This window comes from Sphingomonas sp. AP4-R1, assembly GCF_013113735.1.
Taxonomy (GTDB): Bacteria; Pseudomonadota; Alphaproteobacteria; order Sphingomonadales; family Sphingomonadaceae; genus Sphingomonas_I.
In genome coordinates, this window is record NZ_CP053346.1 from 1,857,833 (window position 1) to 1,878,050 (window position 20,218).

16 protein-coding genes are annotated in these 20,218 nt (G+C 66.8%); 11 read left to right on the plus strand and 5 right to left on the minus strand.

From position 1 onward, the window contains the following. Positions 1–30 precede the first annotated feature (30 nt). On the plus strand, positions 31–1,317 hold the full coding sequence (locus HL653_RS08810; RefSeq protein ID WP_301337965.1) for an MFS transporter: 1,287 nt from the start codon (positions 31–33) through the stop codon (positions 1,315–1,317). A 176-nt stretch (positions 1,318–1,493) separates the two neighbouring features. On the opposite strand, the gene HL653_RS08815 is transcribed toward HL653_RS08810, so the two are convergent. The 4 genes from HL653_RS08815 to polA form a co-directional block, all read right to left on the minus strand. Continuing rightward, positions 1,494–3,281 (minus strand): amidohydrolase family protein, encoded by a 1,788-nt coding sequence (locus tag HL653_RS08815; protein ID WP_171744195.1) that lies wholly within the window; start codon positions 3,279–3,281, stop codon positions 1,494–1,496. A gap of 245 nt (positions 3,282–3,526) precedes the next feature. Next, positions 3,527–3,907 (minus strand): VOC family protein, encoded by a 381-nt coding sequence (locus HL653_RS08820; RefSeq protein WP_171744196.1) that lies wholly within the window; start codon positions 3,905–3,907, stop codon positions 3,527–3,529. Positions 3,908–3,964: 57 nt separating this feature from the next. Next, positions 3,965–5,512 carry a lipopolysaccharide biosynthesis protein gene (locus tag HL653_RS08825; RefSeq protein ID WP_171744197.1) on the minus strand — a complete coding sequence of 516 codons (1,548 nt, stop codon included), beginning with the start codon at positions 5,510–5,512 and terminating at the stop codon, positions 3,965–3,967. A gap of 198 nt (positions 5,513–5,710) precedes the next feature. Next, a complete protein-coding gene (polA, locus tag HL653_RS08830) occupies positions 5,711–8,470 on the minus strand; it encodes a DNA polymerase I (RefSeq protein ID WP_171744198.1) in 2,760 nt (919 codons plus the stop codon). A gap of 128 nt (positions 8,471–8,598) precedes the next feature. Between polA and HL653_RS08835 the strand changes: the two genes are divergently transcribed. Beyond that, a complete protein-coding gene (locus HL653_RS08835; protein WP_171744199.1) occupies positions 8,599–9,087 on the plus strand; it encodes a superoxide dismutase family protein in 489 nt (162 codons plus the stop codon). A 108-nt stretch (positions 9,088–9,195) separates the two neighbouring features. Here the strand turns inward: HL653_RS08835 and HL653_RS24150 are convergent, their stop codons facing one another. Beyond that, entirely contained in the window at positions 9,196–9,522 is a 327-nt protein-coding gene (locus tag HL653_RS24150) for a hypothetical protein (protein ID WP_253717772.1), read from the minus strand. Positions 9,523–9,596: 74 nt separating this feature from the next. Here HL653_RS24150 and HL653_RS08845 point away from each other — a divergent pair, with 74 nt between their 5' ends. From HL653_RS08845 to HL653_RS08885, 9 genes are all read left to right on the plus strand, one after another. Then, positions 9,597–10,838: a L,D-transpeptidase family protein gene (locus tag HL653_RS08845; RefSeq protein WP_171744200.1), complete on the plus strand. Its 1,242-nt coding sequence runs from the start codon at positions 9,597–9,599 to the stop codon at positions 10,836–10,838. A 67-nt stretch (positions 10,839–10,905) separates the two neighbouring features. Then, the gene (locus HL653_RS08850; protein ID WP_171744201.1) at positions 10,906–12,561 is read left to right on the plus strand and encodes a M28 family metallopeptidase; all 1,656 of its coding nucleotides are present in this window, start codon (positions 10,906–10,908) and stop codon (positions 12,559–12,561) included. 35 nt (positions 12,562–12,596) lie between these two features. Next, entirely contained in the window at positions 12,597–13,253 is a 657-nt protein-coding gene (gene rpiA, locus HL653_RS08855; protein ID WP_253717775.1) for a ribose-5-phosphate isomerase RpiA, read from the plus strand. Positions 13,254–13,303: 50 nt separating this feature from the next. After that, positions 13,304–15,376 carry a transketolase gene (gene tkt / locus HL653_RS08860; protein ID WP_171744203.1) on the plus strand — a complete coding sequence of 691 codons (2,073 nt, stop codon included), beginning with the start codon at positions 13,304–13,306 and terminating at the stop codon, positions 15,374–15,376. Between the two features lie 41 nt (positions 15,377–15,417). Then, entirely contained in the window at positions 15,418–16,395 is a 978-nt protein-coding gene (gene gnd / locus HL653_RS08865) for a phosphogluconate dehydrogenase (NAD(+)-dependent, decarboxylating) (RefSeq protein ID WP_171744204.1), read from the plus strand. A 10-nt stretch (positions 16,396–16,405) separates the two neighbouring features. Then, complete coding sequence (gene zwf, locus HL653_RS08870; protein WP_253717778.1) at positions 16,406–17,839, plus strand: glucose-6-phosphate dehydrogenase; 1,434 nt, start codon at positions 16,406–16,408, stop codon at positions 17,837–17,839. An 11-nt stretch (positions 17,840–17,850) separates the two neighbouring features. Beyond that, entirely contained in the window at positions 17,851–18,684 is an 834-nt protein-coding gene (locus tag HL653_RS08875; RefSeq protein ID WP_253717781.1) for a Cof-type HAD-IIB family hydrolase, read from the plus strand. After that, the gene (rpe, locus tag HL653_RS08880; protein WP_171744206.1) at positions 18,681–19,367 is read left to right on the plus strand and encodes a ribulose-phosphate 3-epimerase; all 687 of its coding nucleotides are present in this window, start codon (positions 18,681–18,683) and stop codon (positions 19,365–19,367) included. Before HL653_RS08875 ends, rpe begins: the two co-directional genes overlap by 4 nt. Then, positions 19,364–20,110: an HAD-IIB family hydrolase gene (locus HL653_RS08885; RefSeq protein WP_171744207.1), complete on the plus strand. Its 747-nt coding sequence runs from the start codon at positions 19,364–19,366 to the stop codon at positions 20,108–20,110. The genes rpe and HL653_RS08885 overlap by 4 nt, the downstream gene beginning before the upstream one ends. The last annotated feature ends 108 nt before the right edge of the window (positions 20,111–20,218 follow it).

Sequence of the window (20,218 nt, forward strand, 5' to 3'; positions counted from 1 at the left end):
TCCCACACCCCGCAACATGGGGAAACATGCATGACCGCCACCGCCGCACCGCGCACGCCGATCCGCTCCATCCTCGGCGCCTCGGGGGGCAATCTGGTCGAATGGTATGACTGGTATGCCTATTCGGCCTTCACGCTCTATTTCGCGCCGGCCTTGTTTCCGAAGAGCGATCCCACCGCGCAATTGCTGAGCGCGGCGGCGATCTTCGCGGTCGGCTTCGTCATGCGGCCGCTCGGCGCGTGGATCATGGGCGTCTATGCCGATCGGCACGGGCGCAAGGCGGGGCTCACCGTCTCCGTTACTTTGATGTGTGCGGGTTCGCTGCTGATCGCGGCCACGCCCACGTTCGAAAGCGTCGGCGTGCTGGCGCCGGCGATGCTGCTGATCGCGCGGCTGATGCAGGGGCTGTCCGTCGGCGGCGAATATGGCGCGAGCGCGACCTATCTGTCGGAGATCGCGACGAGCCGGCATCGCGGTTTCTATTCCAGCTTCCAATATGTCACGCTGATCGCAGGGCAATTGGTGGCCCTGTGCCTCGCTCTGCTGTTGCAGGCGATCCTGTCGCCCGCCGAACTGGAGGCGTGGGGCTGGCGCATCCCGTTCGTGATCGGCGGCGCGCTGGCGATCGCGGTCTTCATCATCCGGCGGAAGATGGAGGAGACGAAGGACTTCCTCGCCACCAAGGCGGGGGGGGCCGCGCGCTCCACCGGCCTCGCGCTGTTCCGGGAACATCCACGCGCCGTTGCGCTCGTGATCGGGCTTACGGCGGGCGGCACCGTCGCTTTCTATGCCTACTCGATCTACATGCAGAAATTCCTCGTCAACACGGCGGGCTTCGGCCGCGAGACGGCGACCGCGATCATGACGGCCGCGCTCTTCTGCTACATGTTGCTCCAGCCGGTGGTGGGCGCCCTGTCCGATCGGATCGGGCGGCGGCCTCTGCTGATCGCGTTCGGCGTGCTGGGCACGCTCGGCACGGTGCCTTTGTTTCAGGCGATTGCGGGCACGGCGGGCCACCCCTGGCTGGCCTTCGCCTTGGTGATGTGCGGCCTCGTCGCCGTCTCCGGCTATACGGCGATCAACGCGGTGGTGAAGGCGGAGCTGTTCCCCGCGCATATCCGCGCGCTGGGCGTGGCGCTGCCCTATGCGATCGCCAATGCCGTGTTCGGCGGCAGCGCCGAATATGTGGCGCTGCTGTTCAAGTCGCTGGGCGCCGAGCAGGGCTTCTATTGGTATGTCGCCGGGCTGATCGCGATCTCGCTGATCGTGTTCGTCCGCATGGGCGACACGCGCGCCAAATCGACGATCGGGGGATAAGCCCCGACTGTCTCCAAAACCCGTTCGTGCTGAGCCTGTCGAAGCACTGTCCTTCTTCCTACACGCGATAGGGATAAAGAAGAACGGCACCCTTCGACTGCCTGCCAAGGCAGGCGCTCAGGACAGGCTTCGACAGGCTCAGTGCAAGCGGGTGGGTAACGTTTGAATCACCCCGCTCAATACAGCGTCACATTGTCCAGCATCATCCAGATGCGCTCGCCGGCGGGGCCGTTGCCGCCGACCTCGATCTGGGTGATGCCGTCGCCCGTCCAGCCGGTCTTGGCGGCGGCCTGCTCCTCGCCGCCGGCGGGGCGGAGCGAGGCGAAGGGGATCGTGATGCCCTGCCATTCGCCCGTCACCGTGACGGGGGCGGACCAACTGCCATCGAGGCCGTTGAGGCGCAGGCGATAGCTGCCCTTGCCACGTATCTCGAAGCGGACGCCCTGATAGTGGGAGAGATTGACCGGCTTGATCGATCCCCGCGTCAGCGGAAGGACGACACCCGCATAGGGGTTCGCCTTCTGCGACATCTTGGCCGTCATCGAGAGGGCATGGCCGCCGCCTTCGCGAGTGATCACCTCGGCCACCTCGATCGAGCGGTCGAGGCCGCCGTCAGGATCGGTAATGCGGAGCGTGTCGAGGCCGGAGCGTCCATCGGGCCGCTCGAAATCGTCGACCAGCGCGGGCACCGTGACGGAGGGCAGCCGATCGGTGCGGTTGAGCGCGGGCAGCGCCGGGGCGCCCGCGCCGGAGACGAGGCGCCCGTCGATATAGACCTGCCACGTCTTGAACACGTCGCTGATCTTCGCCCAGGGCGTGCCGTCGACCAGCACGATGTCGGCGCGCTTGCCGGCGGCGATCGTGCCGCGATCCTGATCGACGCGCATCAGATGCGCGCTGACCGAGGTGCCGGACAGCAAGGCGTCGGTCGGCGTGAGGCCCGCCTGCACCAGTAGCTCCATCTCGTGGAGCGAAGAGCTGCCATGCGGCGTGCCGGGCATGCCGGCGTCGGTGCCGAGCGCGATCGGCACGCCCGCGTCGTGCAGCGTCTTCACGTTATAGAAAGCGGTGGCGAAGCGCGCGCGGCCGACGGCGAGGCGGGGATCGTCGGCGGCGCGGGCGGGTTGGCCGGGCTTCACCGGCTCATAGACGGCGAGCGTCGGCGCCATCGCCATCCCCGATTTCCTGATCGCCGCCACTTCGTCGGCGGTCAGCTTGCGGTCCTGCAGGCCGTGGGCGAGCGAGTCCACGCCGGCCCGCGCCGCCTCCAGCCCGCGCTCGACGGTGACGGTGTGGGTCAGCACCGGCCAGTTCTGCTTATGCGCCTCCACCACCACGGCGGCGAGCGCGTTTTCGTTGACATTGTTGTTGTTGGGCATGGTGCCGTAGCGCCAGCCGTCGTTGAACACCTTGATCAGGTCCGGCTTGTACGGGATCAGGCTGCGGATCGCGGCGCGGCCGCCCTCGGGCGTGGTGATCGCGATCGTGGTCGCCTCGTCCGCCCAGTCGGCGCCGTGCCCGCCCGGCGTGCTGATGCGGGCCGCGAAGAGAACGTGGGGCGAGGCGAGCTGGCTCAGCCATTCGCGGCGCGGCGCGAAGCTTTCGGGCTGGTCGTTGAAGTCGTTCACGGTGGTCACGCCCAGCTTCACATAGGCGTTGGCGATCTGCGGCGTGGTGCCGGGCAGGCCGGCGGGCGTCCAGTGGGTGTGGACGTCGAAGAAGCCGGGCAGCAACGCCTTGCCCCTGGCATCCACGATCTTCGCGCCGCGCGGCGGCTTCACCGAGGGGCCGACGGCGAGGATGCGGTCGCCGAAGAGAGTGACCGTGCCCGCATAAGGCGCCGTGCCGGTGCCGTCGAAGATGGTCGCGCCGACGATCGCGGTGACGCCGGAGGGCGTGGCGGCGAAAGCGGGGACGGAGGCGAGCAGGGCGGCGGCAAAAGCGGCGAACGACCGTGTGGACATCGAAGGCTCCGAAACGTGACCGCAATGTTATGGCGGATCGCGGCGTCGGCGGGCACTGGCTTCCCGTGCAGCATTCCGGCTTTTTCGGAGGCGGATCGATGCGGCGCGTGCCGAAACGGGCATTTGTTTTCGAGCGGGCTATTCCGAGAGAATGTCCCGTGCTCCGGCGAAGCCGGAGCCCAGGGCTGCAAGCGTAGCGGTCGAAGCTCTGGACTCCGGCTTTCGCCGGAGTACGGCGATGACGCTCAGGTCTCCGCGAGGCTCAACACATTGCCGTCGGGATCGAGGAACCACGCCACTTTCGTCTGGCCGTCAGGCGCGCTCCAGATGCCGTCCTGATCCTGGCCGATCCCGTCATAGATGGCGAGTTCCACGCCGCGCGCCTCCAGCGCGGCGGCGGTGGCGCGCACGTCCGCGACGTTCCAGCCGACCACGGGATGGGGATGCGGCACATAATCGGGGATCACCGTCATGCGCAGCAGCGGGCCGCCGAGATCGAGGAAATCCCCGAACGGATCGGAGCTGCGCAGCGGCAGGCCGAGCGCGCGCTCATAGAAATCGAGCGCGCGTGCCCGGTCGGTCACGTGAACGAAAGCGACGACCCTGGCCGAAAGCAGCTTGTCCATGCGCGCATTCCCGTTGCGGGATTATGGCTGCAGCTTGTTCGTCCCGATATGGCCCTGTCAAGCGGTGGCGGGTGTCGGATGCTTGCGGAAGAGCGCGCGATCGTCGGTGGTGAAGCCGAAGCGCCAGACGATCGCGCCATAGACGCCCAGGATCAGCGGCACGCCGATCGCCAGCTCCACCCATTCCAGGCTGTGCGGCAGGCGCGTGACGGCCCAGCCGGTGACGGCGGCGACGATCGCGGCGAAGACGAGCGACCAGCGCCAGCCCGACACCTTCGCGCGCAGGATCCGCCGCAGCAGCAGCGCCTTGGCCACCGATGCACCGCCCAGCGCCAGCATCAGCGCGATGGCGGGGCCGGCGGCGGCGATCACATCCTCATTCTCGTCCGGGCGGGGCTGGACCCAGTGCCAGTCGGCGAGCGACGGCAGGATCGCGCGGAGCAGCCACACCAAAGCCACCGACAGCAACGCCTGCGTGGCGATCATCAGCAGCGAGATCAGGAAATTGCGCTTGGCCGCCACGTAGATCAGTGCCGCCTCCGACACGACGGCGGTGGCGGCGATCGCTTCGGCCGCGAGCAGCACGGCCAGCGCGCCGGTGCCGCCGACGAAGCTGGGGCCGACGAGGCCCATCACCGCCTTGCCGGGAATGGAGAGCGCCAGCGCGATGCCGAGCTGCGCGGCGATGATCCAGAAGCCGACCTGCCGCACCTGCTTGGCGACCGCGCCGAGATTGTCCTCGGCCAGGTTCTGCGTGATGACGGGGCCGAGGATCGGATCGAAGCTGGTCTTCAATTTCTGCGGCAGGCTCGCGACCTGCTGGGCGACATAATAGATGCCGACGATGGCGGGCGAGAAGAACAGGCCGAGCATCGCGATATCGAGGCGGCGCGAGCCCCATTCGATCGCGTCGGCACCCGCGATCGGCAGGTTGCGGAGCGCGGTCTTGCCCAGCTGAAGCGGCTCCGGCCGCCATCTATCCGGGCGGCCATAGCTGCGGAACAAGGGCCAGAGCGAGGCGCCGAAGGCGGCGATGGCGGAGAGCGCGTAGGCGATAATCAGGCCGTCACGCGTCGAATAGAAAGCGAAGGCGAAGGCGGCGATGCTGATCGTCCACGGCTCGATCAGCGATCGCGCGCGGACCGAGGCGCCGATATCGCCGCGATAGGCGAGGGCCGCCAGCGCGATGTCCGATCCCGCCCAGCCGAAGATGGTGAGCGCCAGCAGCCGGTCCATGCCGTTGATCTGGCTGTTGGGGAACATGATCTCGGGCACCGCGATCAGGATGCCCGCCGTCACGAACGAGGCGAGGAAGCCGACGAGCAGCCCGTCCCACACGACATGGACGTGGGGGCGGCGCGTGTTGGAAAGCTGCTGGGCGAGGCCGCGCTTCAGGCCCATCGTCGCGAGCTGGCCGGCGAACTCCACGATGATCGTGGCATAAGCGAAGCGGCCGAGCGCATCCGCGCCATACCAGCGCCCCGCGATGAACAGGAAAGGCAGGCGCGCGGCGAGGCGCAGCAGGAAGCCGAAGAAATTCGTGCGCCCGCCCTTGGCGAGCTGCTCGATATCGCCGGGGCCTTCTTGGGCAGGACGGCTAGCCACGAGACGAGCGTTCCGATCTTCCGTTCGTGCTGAGCCTGTCGAAGCACGGGCTACGCGCGATGCCGCCTGAAGCACGTCCTTCGACTTCGCTCAGGACGAACGAGGCGAGGGACGTGGCGCAATAAGATCCGGGGCGAACTGGGGAGTTCCCACCCCCGACCCCTCCCGCAGGCGGGAGGGGAGACGCGATCGCGTTCGTCAATGCGCGGCGCCCCAGCTCTGGCCGTGGCCGATCTCGACGCCCAGCGGCACGGACAGGGTGACGTGCGGTTCGGCGGCACCCGCCATCACTTTCAGGATCACGGGCTTCGCGGCCTCCACCTCGGCATCGGGCGCCTCGAACACGAGTTCGTCATGCACCTGGAGCAGCATGCGCGTGTTCGTCAGGCCCGCGTCCGCGAGGGCGGCCGGCATGCGGACCATCGCGCGCTTGATGATGTCGGCGCAGGTGCCCTGGATCGGCGCGTTGATCGCCTGCCGTTCGGCCGACTGGCGCTCGCCCACCGTCTTGCCCTTGATGCCGGGCAGGTGCGTCTTGCGACCGAACAGGGTGGTGACGAAGCCCTTCTCGCGCACCATCGCCACCGTTTCGGCGATATAGGTCTGCACGCCGGGGAAGCGCTCGAAATAGCGATCGATGATTGCCTGCGCTTCGTTCCGGTCGACGCCGAGGCGCCCCGCCAGACCCCAGGAGGAGATGCCGTAGAGGATCGCGAAGTTGATCGTCTTGGCGCGGCCGCGCGTCTCGCGATTGACCTCGCCGAACAATTCCTCGGCGGTGAGATTGTGGATGTCGGTCCCCTGCGCGAACGCCTCGCGCAGCTGGGGTACGTCCGCCATGTGCGCGGCCAGACGCAGCTCGATCTGCGAATAGTCGGCCGAGATCAGGCTGTGGCCGGGCCGCGCCACGAACGCCTCGCGGATGCGGCGGCCGACATCGGTGCGGATCGGGATATTCTGCAGGTTCGGATCGGTGGAGGAGAGGCGCCCGGTCTGCGCGACCGCCATCGAGAAGCTGGTATGGACCCGGCCCGTGACCGGATTGATCTGCTCCTGCAGCGCATCGGTATAGGTGGATTTCAGCTTCGAAAGCTGGCGCCATTCGAGAACGAGGCGAGAGACTTCGGCGGCGGCATCCTCGCCCGCGCCGATCCGCTCCAGCTCGGTCACGTCGGTGGAATAGACGCCGCTCTTGCCCTTGCGCCCGCCGGCCGCGCCGAGGCGATCGAACAGCACCTCGCCCAGTTGCTTGGGGCTGCCGATCGTGAAGGGCCCCTGCGCGGCGGTGTGGATCACGCCTTCGAGGCGGAGGATCTCCTCGCCGAATTCGGACGAGAGCTTGGCCAGTTCGGCGCGATCGACGAGGATGCCCGCGCGCTCCATCTCGGCCAGCACGGGCACGAGCGGGCGATCGACCAGTTCATAGACGCGGGTGGCGGCCTCGTGCGGCAGGCGGGGCTTCAGCCGCTGCCACAGGCGGAGCGTGACGTCCGCATCCTCGGCCGCATATTCGGTGGCCTTGTCGAGCGCGACCTTGTCGAACGTGATCTGGCTCTTGCCGGTGCCGCACACCGATTTGAACTCGATGCAGCTGTGATCGAGGTGGCGCTTGGCGAGTTCGTCCATGCCGTGGCCGCCGAGACCGGCATCGAGATCATAGGAGAGCAGCATCGTGTCGTCATAGGAGACGATGTCGGTGCCGTTCTTCCGCAGCATGATCAGATCATATTTGAGGTTCTGGCCGATCTTCAGGATCGACGGATCCTCCAGCAGCGGCTTCAGCTTCGCGATCACCAAAGCCTGATCCAGCTGGACCGGCTTTTCGGCGAGCAGATCGTCGCTGGCATGGCCGTGCGCGAGCGGGATGTAGCAGGCCCTGCCCGCCGCGGTCGCCAGGCTGATGCCGACCAGCTTCGCGCGCACGCAATCGACATGATCGGTCTCGGTATCGACCGCGACCACAGTCTCCGCCCGGATCGCGGCGAGCCAGGCGTCGAGCTGGGCCTCGGTCGTGACCGTTTCATACTCCTTGTGGACGAACGGAATCGCATCCTCGATGCGCGGCGCGATCGTTTCGGTCGCGACCTCGGCGCCCGCCAGCTTGGTCAGCAGCGAGCGGAAGCCCATGTCCGCCAGGAATTCCTTGAGCGGCTCGGGCGGGATGCCCTTCATCGCGAGGTCTTCGAGCGGCTCCGGCAGCGGGCGATCGCAGACCAGGCGCACCAACTCGCGGCTGAGGCGCGCATTGTCCGCATGATCGATCAGATTCTGGCGCAGCTTGGGTTTCTTGATGTCGGGCGCGGCGGCCAGCACGGATTCCAGATCGCCATAGGTCTGGATCAGCTCGCTCGCCGTCTTGGGGCCGACGCCGGGCACGCCGGGAACATTATCGACGCTGTCGCCCATCAGCGCCAGCACGTCGCCCAGTTGGGCGGGCTCGACGCCGAATTTCTCCAGCACATGCTCGCGGCCCAGCCGACGATTGTTCATCGTATCGAACAGATCGAGCCGGCCGGGCTCGATCAGTTGCATCAGATCCTTGTCGGACGAAACGATCGTGACCTGCCAGCCCGCCTCCAGCGCGGCCTTGGAATAGCAGGCGATGATGTCGTCCGCCTCCAGCCCGACCTCCTCGATGCAGGGCACGGAGAAAGCGCGCGTGGCGGTGCGGATCAGCGGGAACTGGGGCACCAGATCCTCGGGCGGCGGCGGCCGGTGCGCCTTGTACTGATCGTACATGTCGTTGCGGAACGTCTTGGACGAGGCGTCCAGAATCACCGCGAGGTGCGTCGGCCCTTCGGCCTTGTGGAGATCGTCCAGCAGTTTCCACAGCATCGTCGTGAATCCGTAGACGGCGCCGGCGGGCACTCCGTGACGGTTCGTGAGCGGCGGAAGTCGATGATAAGCCCGGAAAATATAGCCCGAGCCGTCGATCAGATAGAGGTGATTGGCGGCCATCGGACGGCTTGTAGCAGCGCTTCGTGCCCCTTGCATCGCCCGTTTATTGCAACGAGAGGAACGGCGCGTGATCCGCGCGGGTTACGCCTCCAGACCAAGCCCTCGCCCAGCAGAAGGAAATGCCGACGATGCGCCTCTCTCTCCCGCTTGCGCTGATGATCGCCGCCACACCGGCTCTAGCCGCCGCCCATATGGTGACGCTGAAGAATGCATCCGGTGCCTCGGCCGGCACGGTCGAGCTGGTTTCGGCGCCCAAGGGCCTGCTGATCAAGGTGGACGCGACCGGCCTGACGCCGGGCTGGCATGCGATCCACCTGCATGAGAAGGCCGATTGCTCCGATGCGGGCTTCAAGGCCGCCGGCGCCCACACGCACAGCGCGACGCCCGCCGTGCACGGCCTGCTGAACCCGGCCGCGAACGACACGGGCGACCTGCCGAACATCTATGCGGCGGCGGACGGCACGGCGAAGGCCGAACTCTTCACCGCGCTGACGGCGATGGCGCCGCTGCACGATGCGGACGGATCGGCCATCGTGATCCACGCCAAGCCGGACGATTATACGACGCAGCCGATCGGCGGTGCGGGCGACCGCGTGGCCTGCGGGATCATCAAGTAAGGGGAGGGGCGCTCCCATCGGGGGCGCCCGTCGATCGAATCTTCGTCATTGCTTCGCTGCGCTCGCAATGACGAAGGACTAATAATCGGACTTTTCGCCTACGCCGCCTCATCCTTCCCGACGCTCGCGATCGGCGCGGTCGATCGCGCGCAGCAGCGCGTGGAAATCATGATCCTGCTCCACCCGATAGGCGCGGCGGAATCCTTGGCCGAGCACGCTCAGGTCCTGCTCGGTGAGCAGACCTACGGCGACGATGCGCTCATCTTCGGGAGCCTCGAGGGGGTTGAGCTTGGACATGGGAGGCAGGAACGACCGGGCGTCCCGATTTGTGCCATCCCAGACTGTTTCGAACTGCAAAAATCCCGCAGAATGGCATCCTGTCCACGTCGAAGCGTGCATGGACGGAGATGGTCTGCAAAAAATACGCAAAAACATCGTTGACTTTTGCATCCGATGGATCGTGCGGGCCGTAGCTTCGTTGTGCCTGTCAAGGTTCACGGAGCGTAAAAATGCAGTTCAAACGCCGGCCCGCGCCAGCCGATTGGCGCCTTCTCCTGCTCTCTGGCGCAGCCTTCTGCGCGGTAGGAGCCGGCAGCGTGCCGGACCAGCCCGTCACGGCGACGGCTGCCGCCCTCGACGCTCCGGCGCCCGCCGCCGCGGCTGTCTGGAAGAAGTCGGCCGTGCGCGATCTGATCGGCGCGATCGAGGCGTCCGCCGACGAGGGATTGCGGCCCGAGGATTACGGCCTCGCCGCGCTCAAGGGCGGGCTGGATGCGGGCGAGAGCCCGGCGCTGGATGCGCTGGCCGAGCGATCCGCGCTGACGCTGGCGCATGACTATCAATATGGCCGGGTCGGCGATCGCGCCGATCTGGGCTGGCATATCGATCGCGGCCAGGGCTCGGTCGATCCGATGGTGCTGAACGGTGCCGTATTGCGCGGCCAGGTGCGCTCCTATCTGGAAAGCCTGCTGCCCATCGATGCGCGCTACAAAGCGTTGAAGACCGCGCTGGCCGATGCGCCCGACGGCGCGAGCCGCGACCGGATCCGCGCCAATATGGAGCGCTGGCGGTGGATGCCGCGCGATCTGGGCCGCGACTATCTTTATGTGAACGTGCCCAGCTACCGCCTGCAGCGGATCGAGGATGGCACGGTCCTGTCTACCTACACGGTCGTGGTCGGCGCGAAGGATACGCCGACGCCGTGGATCGCGGGCGACGCGCCTTCGCTGGTGGTGAATCCGTGGTGGAACGTGCCGCAGAGCATCATCAAAAGCTCGAACCTCCGGCCGGGGCGCGGCGGCTATGTGTTCAAGGCATCGGCGGGTGGCTATACCGTTCGCCAGCCTCCGGGGCCCCGCAATGCGCTCGGCCGCTTGAAGATCAACCTGACCAACGATCAGGCGATCTATCTGCACGATACGCCCGCCAAGGCCGGCTTCGCCAAGGATGATCGCGCGCTGAGCCACGGCTGTATCCGGGTGAAGAATATCGACCAGCTCGCGGCCGAACTGATGTCGGACGGCGGCGACGGCACGCAGCTGGACGAGGCGCTGGCGCAGGCCGACACGCGCACGCTGCAGCTGCCGAAGCGCACCAACGTCTATCTCGTCTATTTCACGCTCGATCAGGACGAGAAGGGCGATCTCGTCTCTTATGGCGATCCCTATGGCCGTGACGCGCAGGTGATCGCGCGGCTCGACGGGCGCCCGGTTCGGGACACGCGCGCGCCCCTGCAGGTGGCGTCCAACTGAGTCGCCCCCTTGCTGGGCGGCGCGCGACACGGCAGTCAGGCGCCCGGATAATCCGGAGGCGTCGTTGATGAAGAGCGGTCTGATGTGTGGTGCGGCTTTCCTGCTGGGGGCCGCGCCGGTGTTCGCCCAGACCGCTCCTTCCCATTTCAATGCGACAAAGATCGCAGGCCATATCGAGACTTTGTCCTCCGACGCGTTCGAGGGCCGTGGTCCGGCCACCCCCGCCGAAGACAAGACGATCGCCTACGTCTCCGCCAAGATGGCCGAGGCGGGGCTGGAACCGGCGGGCGACATGAAGAATGGCGCGCGCGGCTGGACGCAGGACGTGCCGTTGCTGCGCGCCGAGACGGTCGGCAGCCCGACGATCACGCTGAACGAGGGCGGATCGACCAAGACGCTGACGCAGGGCGAGGAGATCGCCGTGCGGGCGCCGCTCGACGGCACCAAGGCGATCGACATCAGGAACGTGCCGCTCGTCTTCGTCGGCTACGGCGTGACCGCGCCCGAGAAGAAGTGGGACGATTTCAAGGGCGTCGACGTCAAGGGCAAGCTGATCGTCGTGCTGGTCAACGATCCCGATTTCGAGACGGGTGCCGGCGACTTCGGCGGCAAGGCGATGACCTATTATGGCCGCTGGACCTACAAATATGAGGAAGCCGCCCGGCGCGGCGCGATCGGCACCCTGATCGTGCATGAAAGCAAGCCCGCTTCCTACGAATGGGCGACGGTGAAGAATTCGAACACGAACGTGATGTTCGACATCGTCCGCGAGAATCCGAAGGCGAGCCATGCGCCGGTCGAGGCGTGGATCCAGCGTGATCTGGCGGTGCAGCTGTTCCGCGCGTCGGGCCTGGATTTCGACGGCGCGAAGAAAGCGGCGCAGTCGCGCGCCTTCAAGCCGATGCCGCTCAACGCGACGCTCTCGATCTATCTGAAGGCGCAGAGCGGCCGGATCGTCTCGCACAATATCGCCGGACGGGTGAAGGGCACGACGCACGCGGACGAAACCGTCGTCTATTCGGCGCACTGGGATCATCTGGGCGTCGGCGCGCCCGATGCGAAGGGCGACAAGATCTACAATGGCGCGCTCGACAACGCCTCCGGCACGGCGGCGCTGATCGAGATGGGCCGCGCCTTCGCGAGCGGCCCGAAGCCGCAGCGCTCGGTGCTGTTCCTCGCCGTCACCGCCGAGGAGAAGGGGCTGCTCGGCTCCGAATATTATGCGACGCACCCGCTCTTCCCGCTGGCGACGACGGTGGGCGCGATCAACATGGACGGCATCCAGATGCTGGGCCTCGCGAAGAATTTCAGCATTTCGGGCAGCGCCAAGCTCGGCCTGCTCGACGATCTGATCGCGCAGGGCGCCAAGGTCGGCCGCACCTTCACGCCGGAATCGCACCCGGAGGCGGGCGGCTTCTTCCGTTCGGATCATTTCCCGATGGCCAAGCAGGGCGTCCCCGCCATCTCCTTCAAGGGCGGCAACGATCTGGTCGATGGCGGCACCGCGAAGGGCGAGGCACTGGCGGCGGACTATACCAAGAACCGCTATCACCAGCCCGCCGACGAATGGGTGCCGGGCACGGATCTGAGCGGCGCGGTGCAGGATCTGGACCTGCTCTATACGCTGGGCGAGAAGCTCGCCAATTCGCGTGAATGGCCGCAGTGGAGCGCCGACAGCGAATTCCGCGCGGCGCGCGACAAGACGGCGGCGGCGCGGAAGTAAGCCCGGTGGCGCAGGACCACGACGCGGATAAGGCTATGGCGGCCGAGGCCGCCGTGGCTCTGGTCGAAGCGGGGATGCTCGTAGGGCTCGGTACGGGCACCACCGCCGCGCACGCCATCACCGCGCTGGGACGGCGTGCGGCGGAGGGGCTGGCGGTGCGGACCGTGGCGACATCGCTCGCCACGGCGCGCGCGGCCGAGGCGGTGGGCCTCGCCGTGCTGGACTTCGCCGATTGCGCGGCGGTGGACCTGTGCATCGATGGCGTGGACGAGATCGATCCCATGCTGCGCGCGATCAAGGGCGGCGGCGGGGCGATGCTGCGCGAGAAGATCGTCGCCAGCTCGGCCACGCTGAACGTCGCGATCGCGGACGGATCTAAGCGGGTGGCGCAAGTGACGCGGTCCGTGCCCGTCGAGATTTTGCCGTTCGCGCGCTCCTCGGTTCTGGCCGCGCTGGGGCGGCTGGGGGGCGAGGCGGTGCTGCGCGAGGGGAAGCGCAGCGATCAAGGCAATCTGCTCGCCGACTGCCGCTTCGCCGACATGGGCGATCTGCCCGCGCTGGCGGCATCGCTTTCGGCCGTTCCGGGCCTGCTGGGGCACGGAATTTTCCTGGACGAGATCGATCGGCTGATCGTCGCGCGGGACGGACTCGTCGAGCGATGCGACCGGCCGTTGCCTCAGATGAAAGCATAGGCATCCTTCCGGGCGAAACTGCGTTCAGGCCCCAACCGAGGGACATTTTCATGACCGATCAGAGCGCAGATTTCTCCCGTCTCCATGAGGACGGGTCTCCCGAACGGCTGGCCATCGATACGATCCGGACCTTGTCGATGGATGCCGTGCAGAAGGCCAATTCGGGCCATCCCGGCACGCCGATGGCGCTGGCGCCGGTGGCCTATACGCTGTGGCGGGATTTCCTGCGCTACGATCCGGCCAAGCCCGACTGGCCCAATCGCGACCGCTTCGTGCTGTCGGTGGGCCATGCCTCGATGCTGCTCTATTCGGTGCTGCATCTGGCCAAGGTGATCGAGATCGACGCGGACGGCGTGCCGACCGGCAATCCCGCCGTCAGCCTCGCCGACATCGAGCAGTTCCGCCAGCTCGATTCCAAGACGCCGGGCCACCCCGAATATCGGATGACGACGGGCGTGGAGACGACCACCGGCCCGCTCGGCCAGGGCTGCGGCAATTCGGTGGGGATGGCGATCGCGGAGCGGGCGCTGGCCGCACGCTTCAACCGCGACGGGCACACTTTGTTCGATCATGACGTCTATGCGCTGTGCGGCGACGGCGACATGATGGAAGGCGTCTCCGGCGAGGCGGCGTCGGTGGCGGGGCACCTGAAGCTTTCGAACCTCTGCTGGATCTACGACAGCAACCACATCTCGATCGAGGGCGACACGCAGATCGCCTTTACCGAGGATGTCGGCCGCCGCTTCGAGGCTTATGGCTGGAACGTCATCCATGTGGACGACGCCAACGACACCGCCGCCTTCGCGCAGGCGCTGGCCGCGTTCAAGGCGACCGACGACCGGCCGACCTTCATCGTCGTCCATTCGGTGATCGGCTGGGGCAGCCCGCGCGCCGGCAGCGAGAAGGCGCATGGCGAGGCGCTGGGCGAGGAGAATGTCGCCAAGACCAAGGAAGCCTATGGCTGGCCGGTCGACAAGAGCTTCTATGTGCCGGAGGGCGTCTCCGAAGCGTTCAGCGACGCGATCGCCGGGCGCGGACAGCCGCTGCGCGAAAGCTGGGAAGAGGCGTTCGGCCGCTATGCCGAGGCGTTTCCGGCCGAGGCCGCCGAATTTCAGTTGATGCGGCAGGGCAAGCTGCCGCAGGGCTGGGACGAGGCCCTGCCGACGTTCGAGGCAGACGCCAAGGGCATCGCCTCGCGCGATGCGGGCGGCAAGGTGCTGAACGCAATTTCGCCCAAGCTGCCGATGCTGCTCGGCGGCGCGGCCGATCTGTCGCCCTCCACCAAGACCGACATCAAGGGCGCGCCCTCGTTCGAGCCGAACGATTATGGCGGCCGCAACATGCATTTCGGCGTGCGCGAACATGCGATGGGATCGATCGCGAACGGCATGGCGCTGTCCTATCTGCGCTCCTACACGGCGACGTTCCTGGTGTTCGCGGACTATATGCGCGCGCCGATCCGGCTCGCCGCGATCATGGAAGTGCCGACCGTGTTCGTGTTCACGCACGACAGCATCGGCGTGGGCGAGGACGGGCCGACCCACCAGCCGATCGAGCATCTCGCCACGCTGCGCGCCATTCCGGGACTCGACACGATCCGGCCGGGCGATGCGAACGAGACGGCGGTGGCATGGAAGGTCGCGCTGACGCACACGCACGAGCCGACCGCGCTCATCCTCTCGCGTCAGGCGATCCCGACGCTCGACCGTAGCACCTATGCCTCGGCGGACGGCGTCGAGAAGGGCGGCTATGTGCTGGGCGACAGCGAGGGCACGCCCGAGCTGATCCTGATCGCCACGGGCAGCGAATTGCCGCTGGCGGTGCAGGCGCACGAGAAACTGACGGCGGAGGGCGTGAAGTCCCGCGTCGTGTCGCTGCCGAGCTGGTATCTGTTCGAGAAGCAGGACAAGGCCTATCGCGACAGCGTGCTGCCTCCCGATGTCACCGCGCGTCTGGCGATCGAGCAGGCCGGATCGTTCGGCTGGGATCGCTATGTCGGCACGAAGGGCGAGACGATCACCATGTCCACCTTCGGAGCGTCGGCTCCCCTCGCGAAACTGCAGGAGAAGTTCGGCTTCACGCTGGACAATGTGTGCAAGGTCGCGCGCGGCCTGATCGGGTAAAGCGTATCTCCATTTCTTACTGACTGACGGGACATTTGAGCATGAAGCTGGCGATGATCGGGCTGGGGCGGATGGGCGCGGGCATCGCGCGGCGGCTGATGCAGCATGGGCACGAGATCGTCGGCTATGATCGGGATGCGGGCGCGGTGGAGAAACTGGCCGGAGACGGCGCCACTTCCGCCACCGGCTTGGCCGATGTCGTCGCCAAGCTGGAGGCGCCGCGCATCTTCTGGGTGATGCTGCCCGCCGGCGGGCCGACCGAAAGCACGATCACCGAACTGCTCGGCCTCGTCTCGCCGGGCGACATCATCATCGATGGCGGCAACACCTTCTACAAGGATGATATCCGCCGCGCGAAGGCCAGTGCCGAAAAGGGCATCCACTATGTCGACGTGGGCACGTCGGGCGGCGTGTGGGGGCTGGAGCGCGGCTTTTGCATGATGATCGGCGGCGACGCCGACACGGTAACCCTGCTCGATCCGATCTTCGAGGCGCTGGCGCCTGGCGTCGGCACGATCGCGCCCACGCCGGGCCGCGAGGGCGCCGATCCGCGCCCCGAGAAAGGCTACATCCATGCCGGACCGGCAGGCGCGGGCCATTTCGTGAAGATGGTCCACAACGGCATCGAATATGGCCTGATGGCGGCCTATGCCGAGGGCTTCGACGTGCTGAAGGGCAAGACATCCGAGAAGCTGCCCGAGGAGGAGCGCTTCGAGATCAACCTGCCCGATGTGGCCGAGGTGTGGCGGCGCGGCAGCGTGATCTCGTCCTGGCTGCTCGATCTGGGCGCCATCGGTCTGGCCAAGGATCACAATCTCGATCAGTTCACCGGCAACGTCGCGGACAGCGGCGAGGGCCAGTGGACGATCGACGCGGCGATGGAGGAGGCGGTGCCCGCCTACGTCCTCTCGGCCGCTCTGTTCGCGCGCTATCGCAGCCGGGTGGAGCATACGTTCGGCGACAAGCTCCTGTCCGCGATGCGCTTCGGGTTCGGCGGCCATGTCGAGATGCCGCAGTGAGCGCCGTGAAGTGAGGAAGCCGCCGGTCGCGCCGCTCGCCACCTTCGTCATTTTTGGAGCCCTGGGAGATCTCACGCGGCGCCTGCTGGCGCCCGCGCTCGTCAATCTGGTGCGGGACGGTCTGCTGACCAAGGGGACCAAGATCCTCGGCGTCGCGCATACCGAAGGCGACGATAACTCGCTGAGGGACGTCCTGGGCGAATATATCGACGACAAGAGCGACTGGCCGAACATGTCGGCCAATGTCCATTATCGGCGTGGCGACTTCACGCAGGCCGAGACGTTCGCGGCGCTGGCGAAGGAGCTGACGGGCAATGTCGTCTTCTATCTGGCGACGTCGCCCGGCTTCTTCGGACAGATCGTCGACCATCTCGGCGATGCCGGGTTGCTGGACGAGAAAGGCGGCTTCCGCCGCGTCGTGATCGAAAAGCCGTTCGGTACTGATCTGGAGTCGGCGCGCGCGCTCAACCGGCAGATATTGGCGCGCGCCTCGGAAGAGCAGATCTATCGGATCGATCACTTCCTGGGGAAGGAAACGGTCCAGAACATTCTCGTCACCCGCTTCGGCAACGCGCTGATGGATGCGGTGTGGAACCGGCGATATATCGATTATGTCGAGATCACCGCGGCCGAGGTGGTGACGGTCGGCACGCGCGGCGCCTTCTACGATGGCACCGGCGCGCTGCGCGACATGGTGCCCAACCATCTTTTCCAGCTCTTGTCGCTGGTCTGCATGGAGCCGCCGGTCAGCCTGTCGGCGGACGCCATCCGCACCGAAAAGGCCAAGGTGATCGCGGCGGTGCCTCCGATCCCGCCGGAGGATGCGGTGCGCGGCCGTTACGCCAAGGGGAAGATCGGCAAAGCCAAGGTCCCCGATTATACGGCCGAGCCCGACGTGAACCCCAAGGGCCGCACCGAAACCTATGTGGCGCTGAAGGTGGCGGTGGAGACGTGGCGCTGGTCCGGCGTGCCTTTCTATCTGCGCACGGGCAAGGCGATGTCGGCGCGCGATACCGAGATCGTGATCCACTTCCGCGATGCGCCGCTGTCGCTGTTCCCGGACGCCGAAGGCGGCAAGCTGCCGCCCAACACGTTGATCCTGCAGATCCAGCCCAATGAGGGCATGACGCTGGACATCGCGGCCAAGGCGCCGGGGCCGATCGTGGCGCCCGTGCCCGTCAGCCTCGATTTCCTGTATGCCAGCCACTTCGATATCGGCCACCGGACCGGCTACGAGACGTTGCTCTACGACGTGTTGATCGGAGACCAGACCTTGTTCCAGCGCGCCGACCAGATTGAGGGCGGCTGGGCGGCCGTGCAACCTCTGCTCGATGCGTGGGGCAAGAAGGGCAAGCCCGAGCCCTACAAGGCCGGAAGCGACGGACCCGAAGCGGCGGCGGCGCTGCTGGAGCGCGACGGCCGCGCGTGGCATCCCATTCAGTGAGCGATGATCCTGTGAACCATGAAGCCGGCCGCAAGCCGCTGAAGCTCGTCATTTCCGATGTGGACGGCACGCTCGTCCGTTCCGACAAGACGCTCTCGCCCGCGACGATCGCGGCGGTGGGCCGTCTGGAGGCGGCGGGTCTGCCCTTCACCCTGATCAGCGCGCGGCCGCCGAGCGGGCTGCTGTGGATCGCGGAGGCGCTGAACCTCACGCATCCGATGGGAGCGTTCAATGGCGGCACGATCGTCAATCCGGACGGGACGGTGATCGCCGCCGAACGGATCGACACCGCCGCCGCCGAGACGGCGATCGCGATGCTGACCGAGGCGAAGGTCTCGATCTGGCTGTTCGCGGACGGCAAATGGTATGCGCAGGAAGGCGCGAACACGCATATGGAGTCCGAGCGCAACTCGGCCAATGCGGAGCCGGTGATGTTCGGGGATCCGGCCGAGGTGGAGGGGCCGTTCGACAAGATCGTCGGCGTGTCGGACGATTATCCCTATCTCGCCGCACTGGATGCCAAGGTGGCGGCGGCTTTGGGCGATGCGGCGACGGTGGGCCGCTCGCAGCTTTACTATCTCGACGTGACGGCGCCGCGCGCGAACAAGGGCGACGGCGTCGAGGCCTTGGCCGCGACGCACTGGCTGGGCCTCGACGAGGTGGCGGTGCTGGGCGACCAGCGCAACGATCTGCCGATGTTCGCGCGCGCGGGCTTTTCGGTCGCGATGGGGCAGGGGCCGGAGGAGGTGCGCGCGGCGGCCAGCTGCACCACGCTCTCCAATAACGAGGACGGCGTGGCCCACGCGATCGACACGATCCTGCTGCCGATGGCGAAGGCCGAATGACCCGGCCTCTGCTGATCGCCCCGTCCGTCCTCGCGGCGGATTTCGGGCGGTTGGCGGAGGAGGTGGCGGCGGTGGACCGCGCGGGTGCGGACTGGATCCATGTCGACATCATGGACGGCCGCTTCGTGCCCGAAATCTCGTTCGGGCCGCCGGTGGTGCGCGCGATCCGCAAGGCGACGACGAAGCCGCTCAACGTGCATCTGATGGTGGTCGAGCCCGAACGGTCGCTGGCCGCCTATGCGGAGGCGGGGGCGGATCATCTGCTGGTGCAGGCCGAGCCCGGATCGACCGTGCATCTCCACCGCGTGCTGAGCCAGGTGCGCGAGATGGAGAAGAAGGCCGGCGTCGTGATCGATCCGGCGACCCCGCTCGTCTGGATCGAGCATGTGCTGCACCTGGCGGACATCATCCTCGTCATGACCGTCAATCCCGGTTTCGGCGGGCAGAAATTCCTGCCCGAGATGCTGCCCAAAATCGCGGCCTTGCGTGGGCTCTGCGCCGAACGCGGCCTCGCTCCGCACATCGAGGTGGATGGCGGGCAGGATGCGAGGACGGTGCGCAGCGTGGTGGAGGCGGGCGCGGACGTGATCGTGGCCGGCACCGCCATCTTCGGTGCGGACGATCGCGCGGCCGCGATCGATCGGATCAGAACGTGCGGCGGTATGCCGGGAGGATGTGCATGAAGACGATGATCGCGTTCGATCTGGATGGCACGCTCGCCGCCAGCAAGCAGCCCTTGCAGGACGATATGGCGGCGACCTTGAAGGCGCTGCTGGACGTGGCCTCGGTCGCGGTGATTTCAGGTGGCGATTGGCCGCAGTTCGACAAGCAGGTCGCCTCGCGCCTGCCGGAGGGCACGAAGCTGGAGCGGCTGTTCCTGATGCCGACGACGGGATCGAAGCTCTACCGCCATCGGGACGGCCAGTGGACGCGCATCTATGCCGAGGATTTCTCGCGCGACGAGCATGACCATATCCTGCAGGCGCTGCAGAAGGCCGTGAAGGCATGCGGCTACGATCAGGAGAAGACGTGGGGGCAGCAGATCGAGGATCGTGGCAGCCAGATCACCTTCTCCGCGCTCGGGCAGGAGGCGCCGCTGGATGCCAAGGAAAAGTGGGATCCCGATCAGAAGAAGCGCGGCGCGATGCAGGCGATCATCGAGAAGGAGCTGCCGGGCCTGTCGGTGAAGGTGGGCGGCTCCACCTCGATCGACATCACGCGCGAGGGCGTCGACAAGGCGTGGGCGATCGGAAAGCTGTGCGAGCATTCGGGAGTGGCGCGCGACGAGATCCTGTTCATGGGCGACGCGATCTTCCCCGGCGGCAATGACGATCCGGTGCGGGCGGCGGGGATCGACAGCATCAAGGTGCGCGATCCGGCCGAGACGATCACGGCGATCACGGCCGTGGTGGCCTGTCTGAAATAGGGGCCGCTTTCGTATTCCTGCGTACGCAGGAATCCAGAGCTTCGGGCGGCGCCGCTTGCAGCCCTGGGCTCCGGCGTTCGCCGGAGTACGGTGAGATAAAGAAAAGAG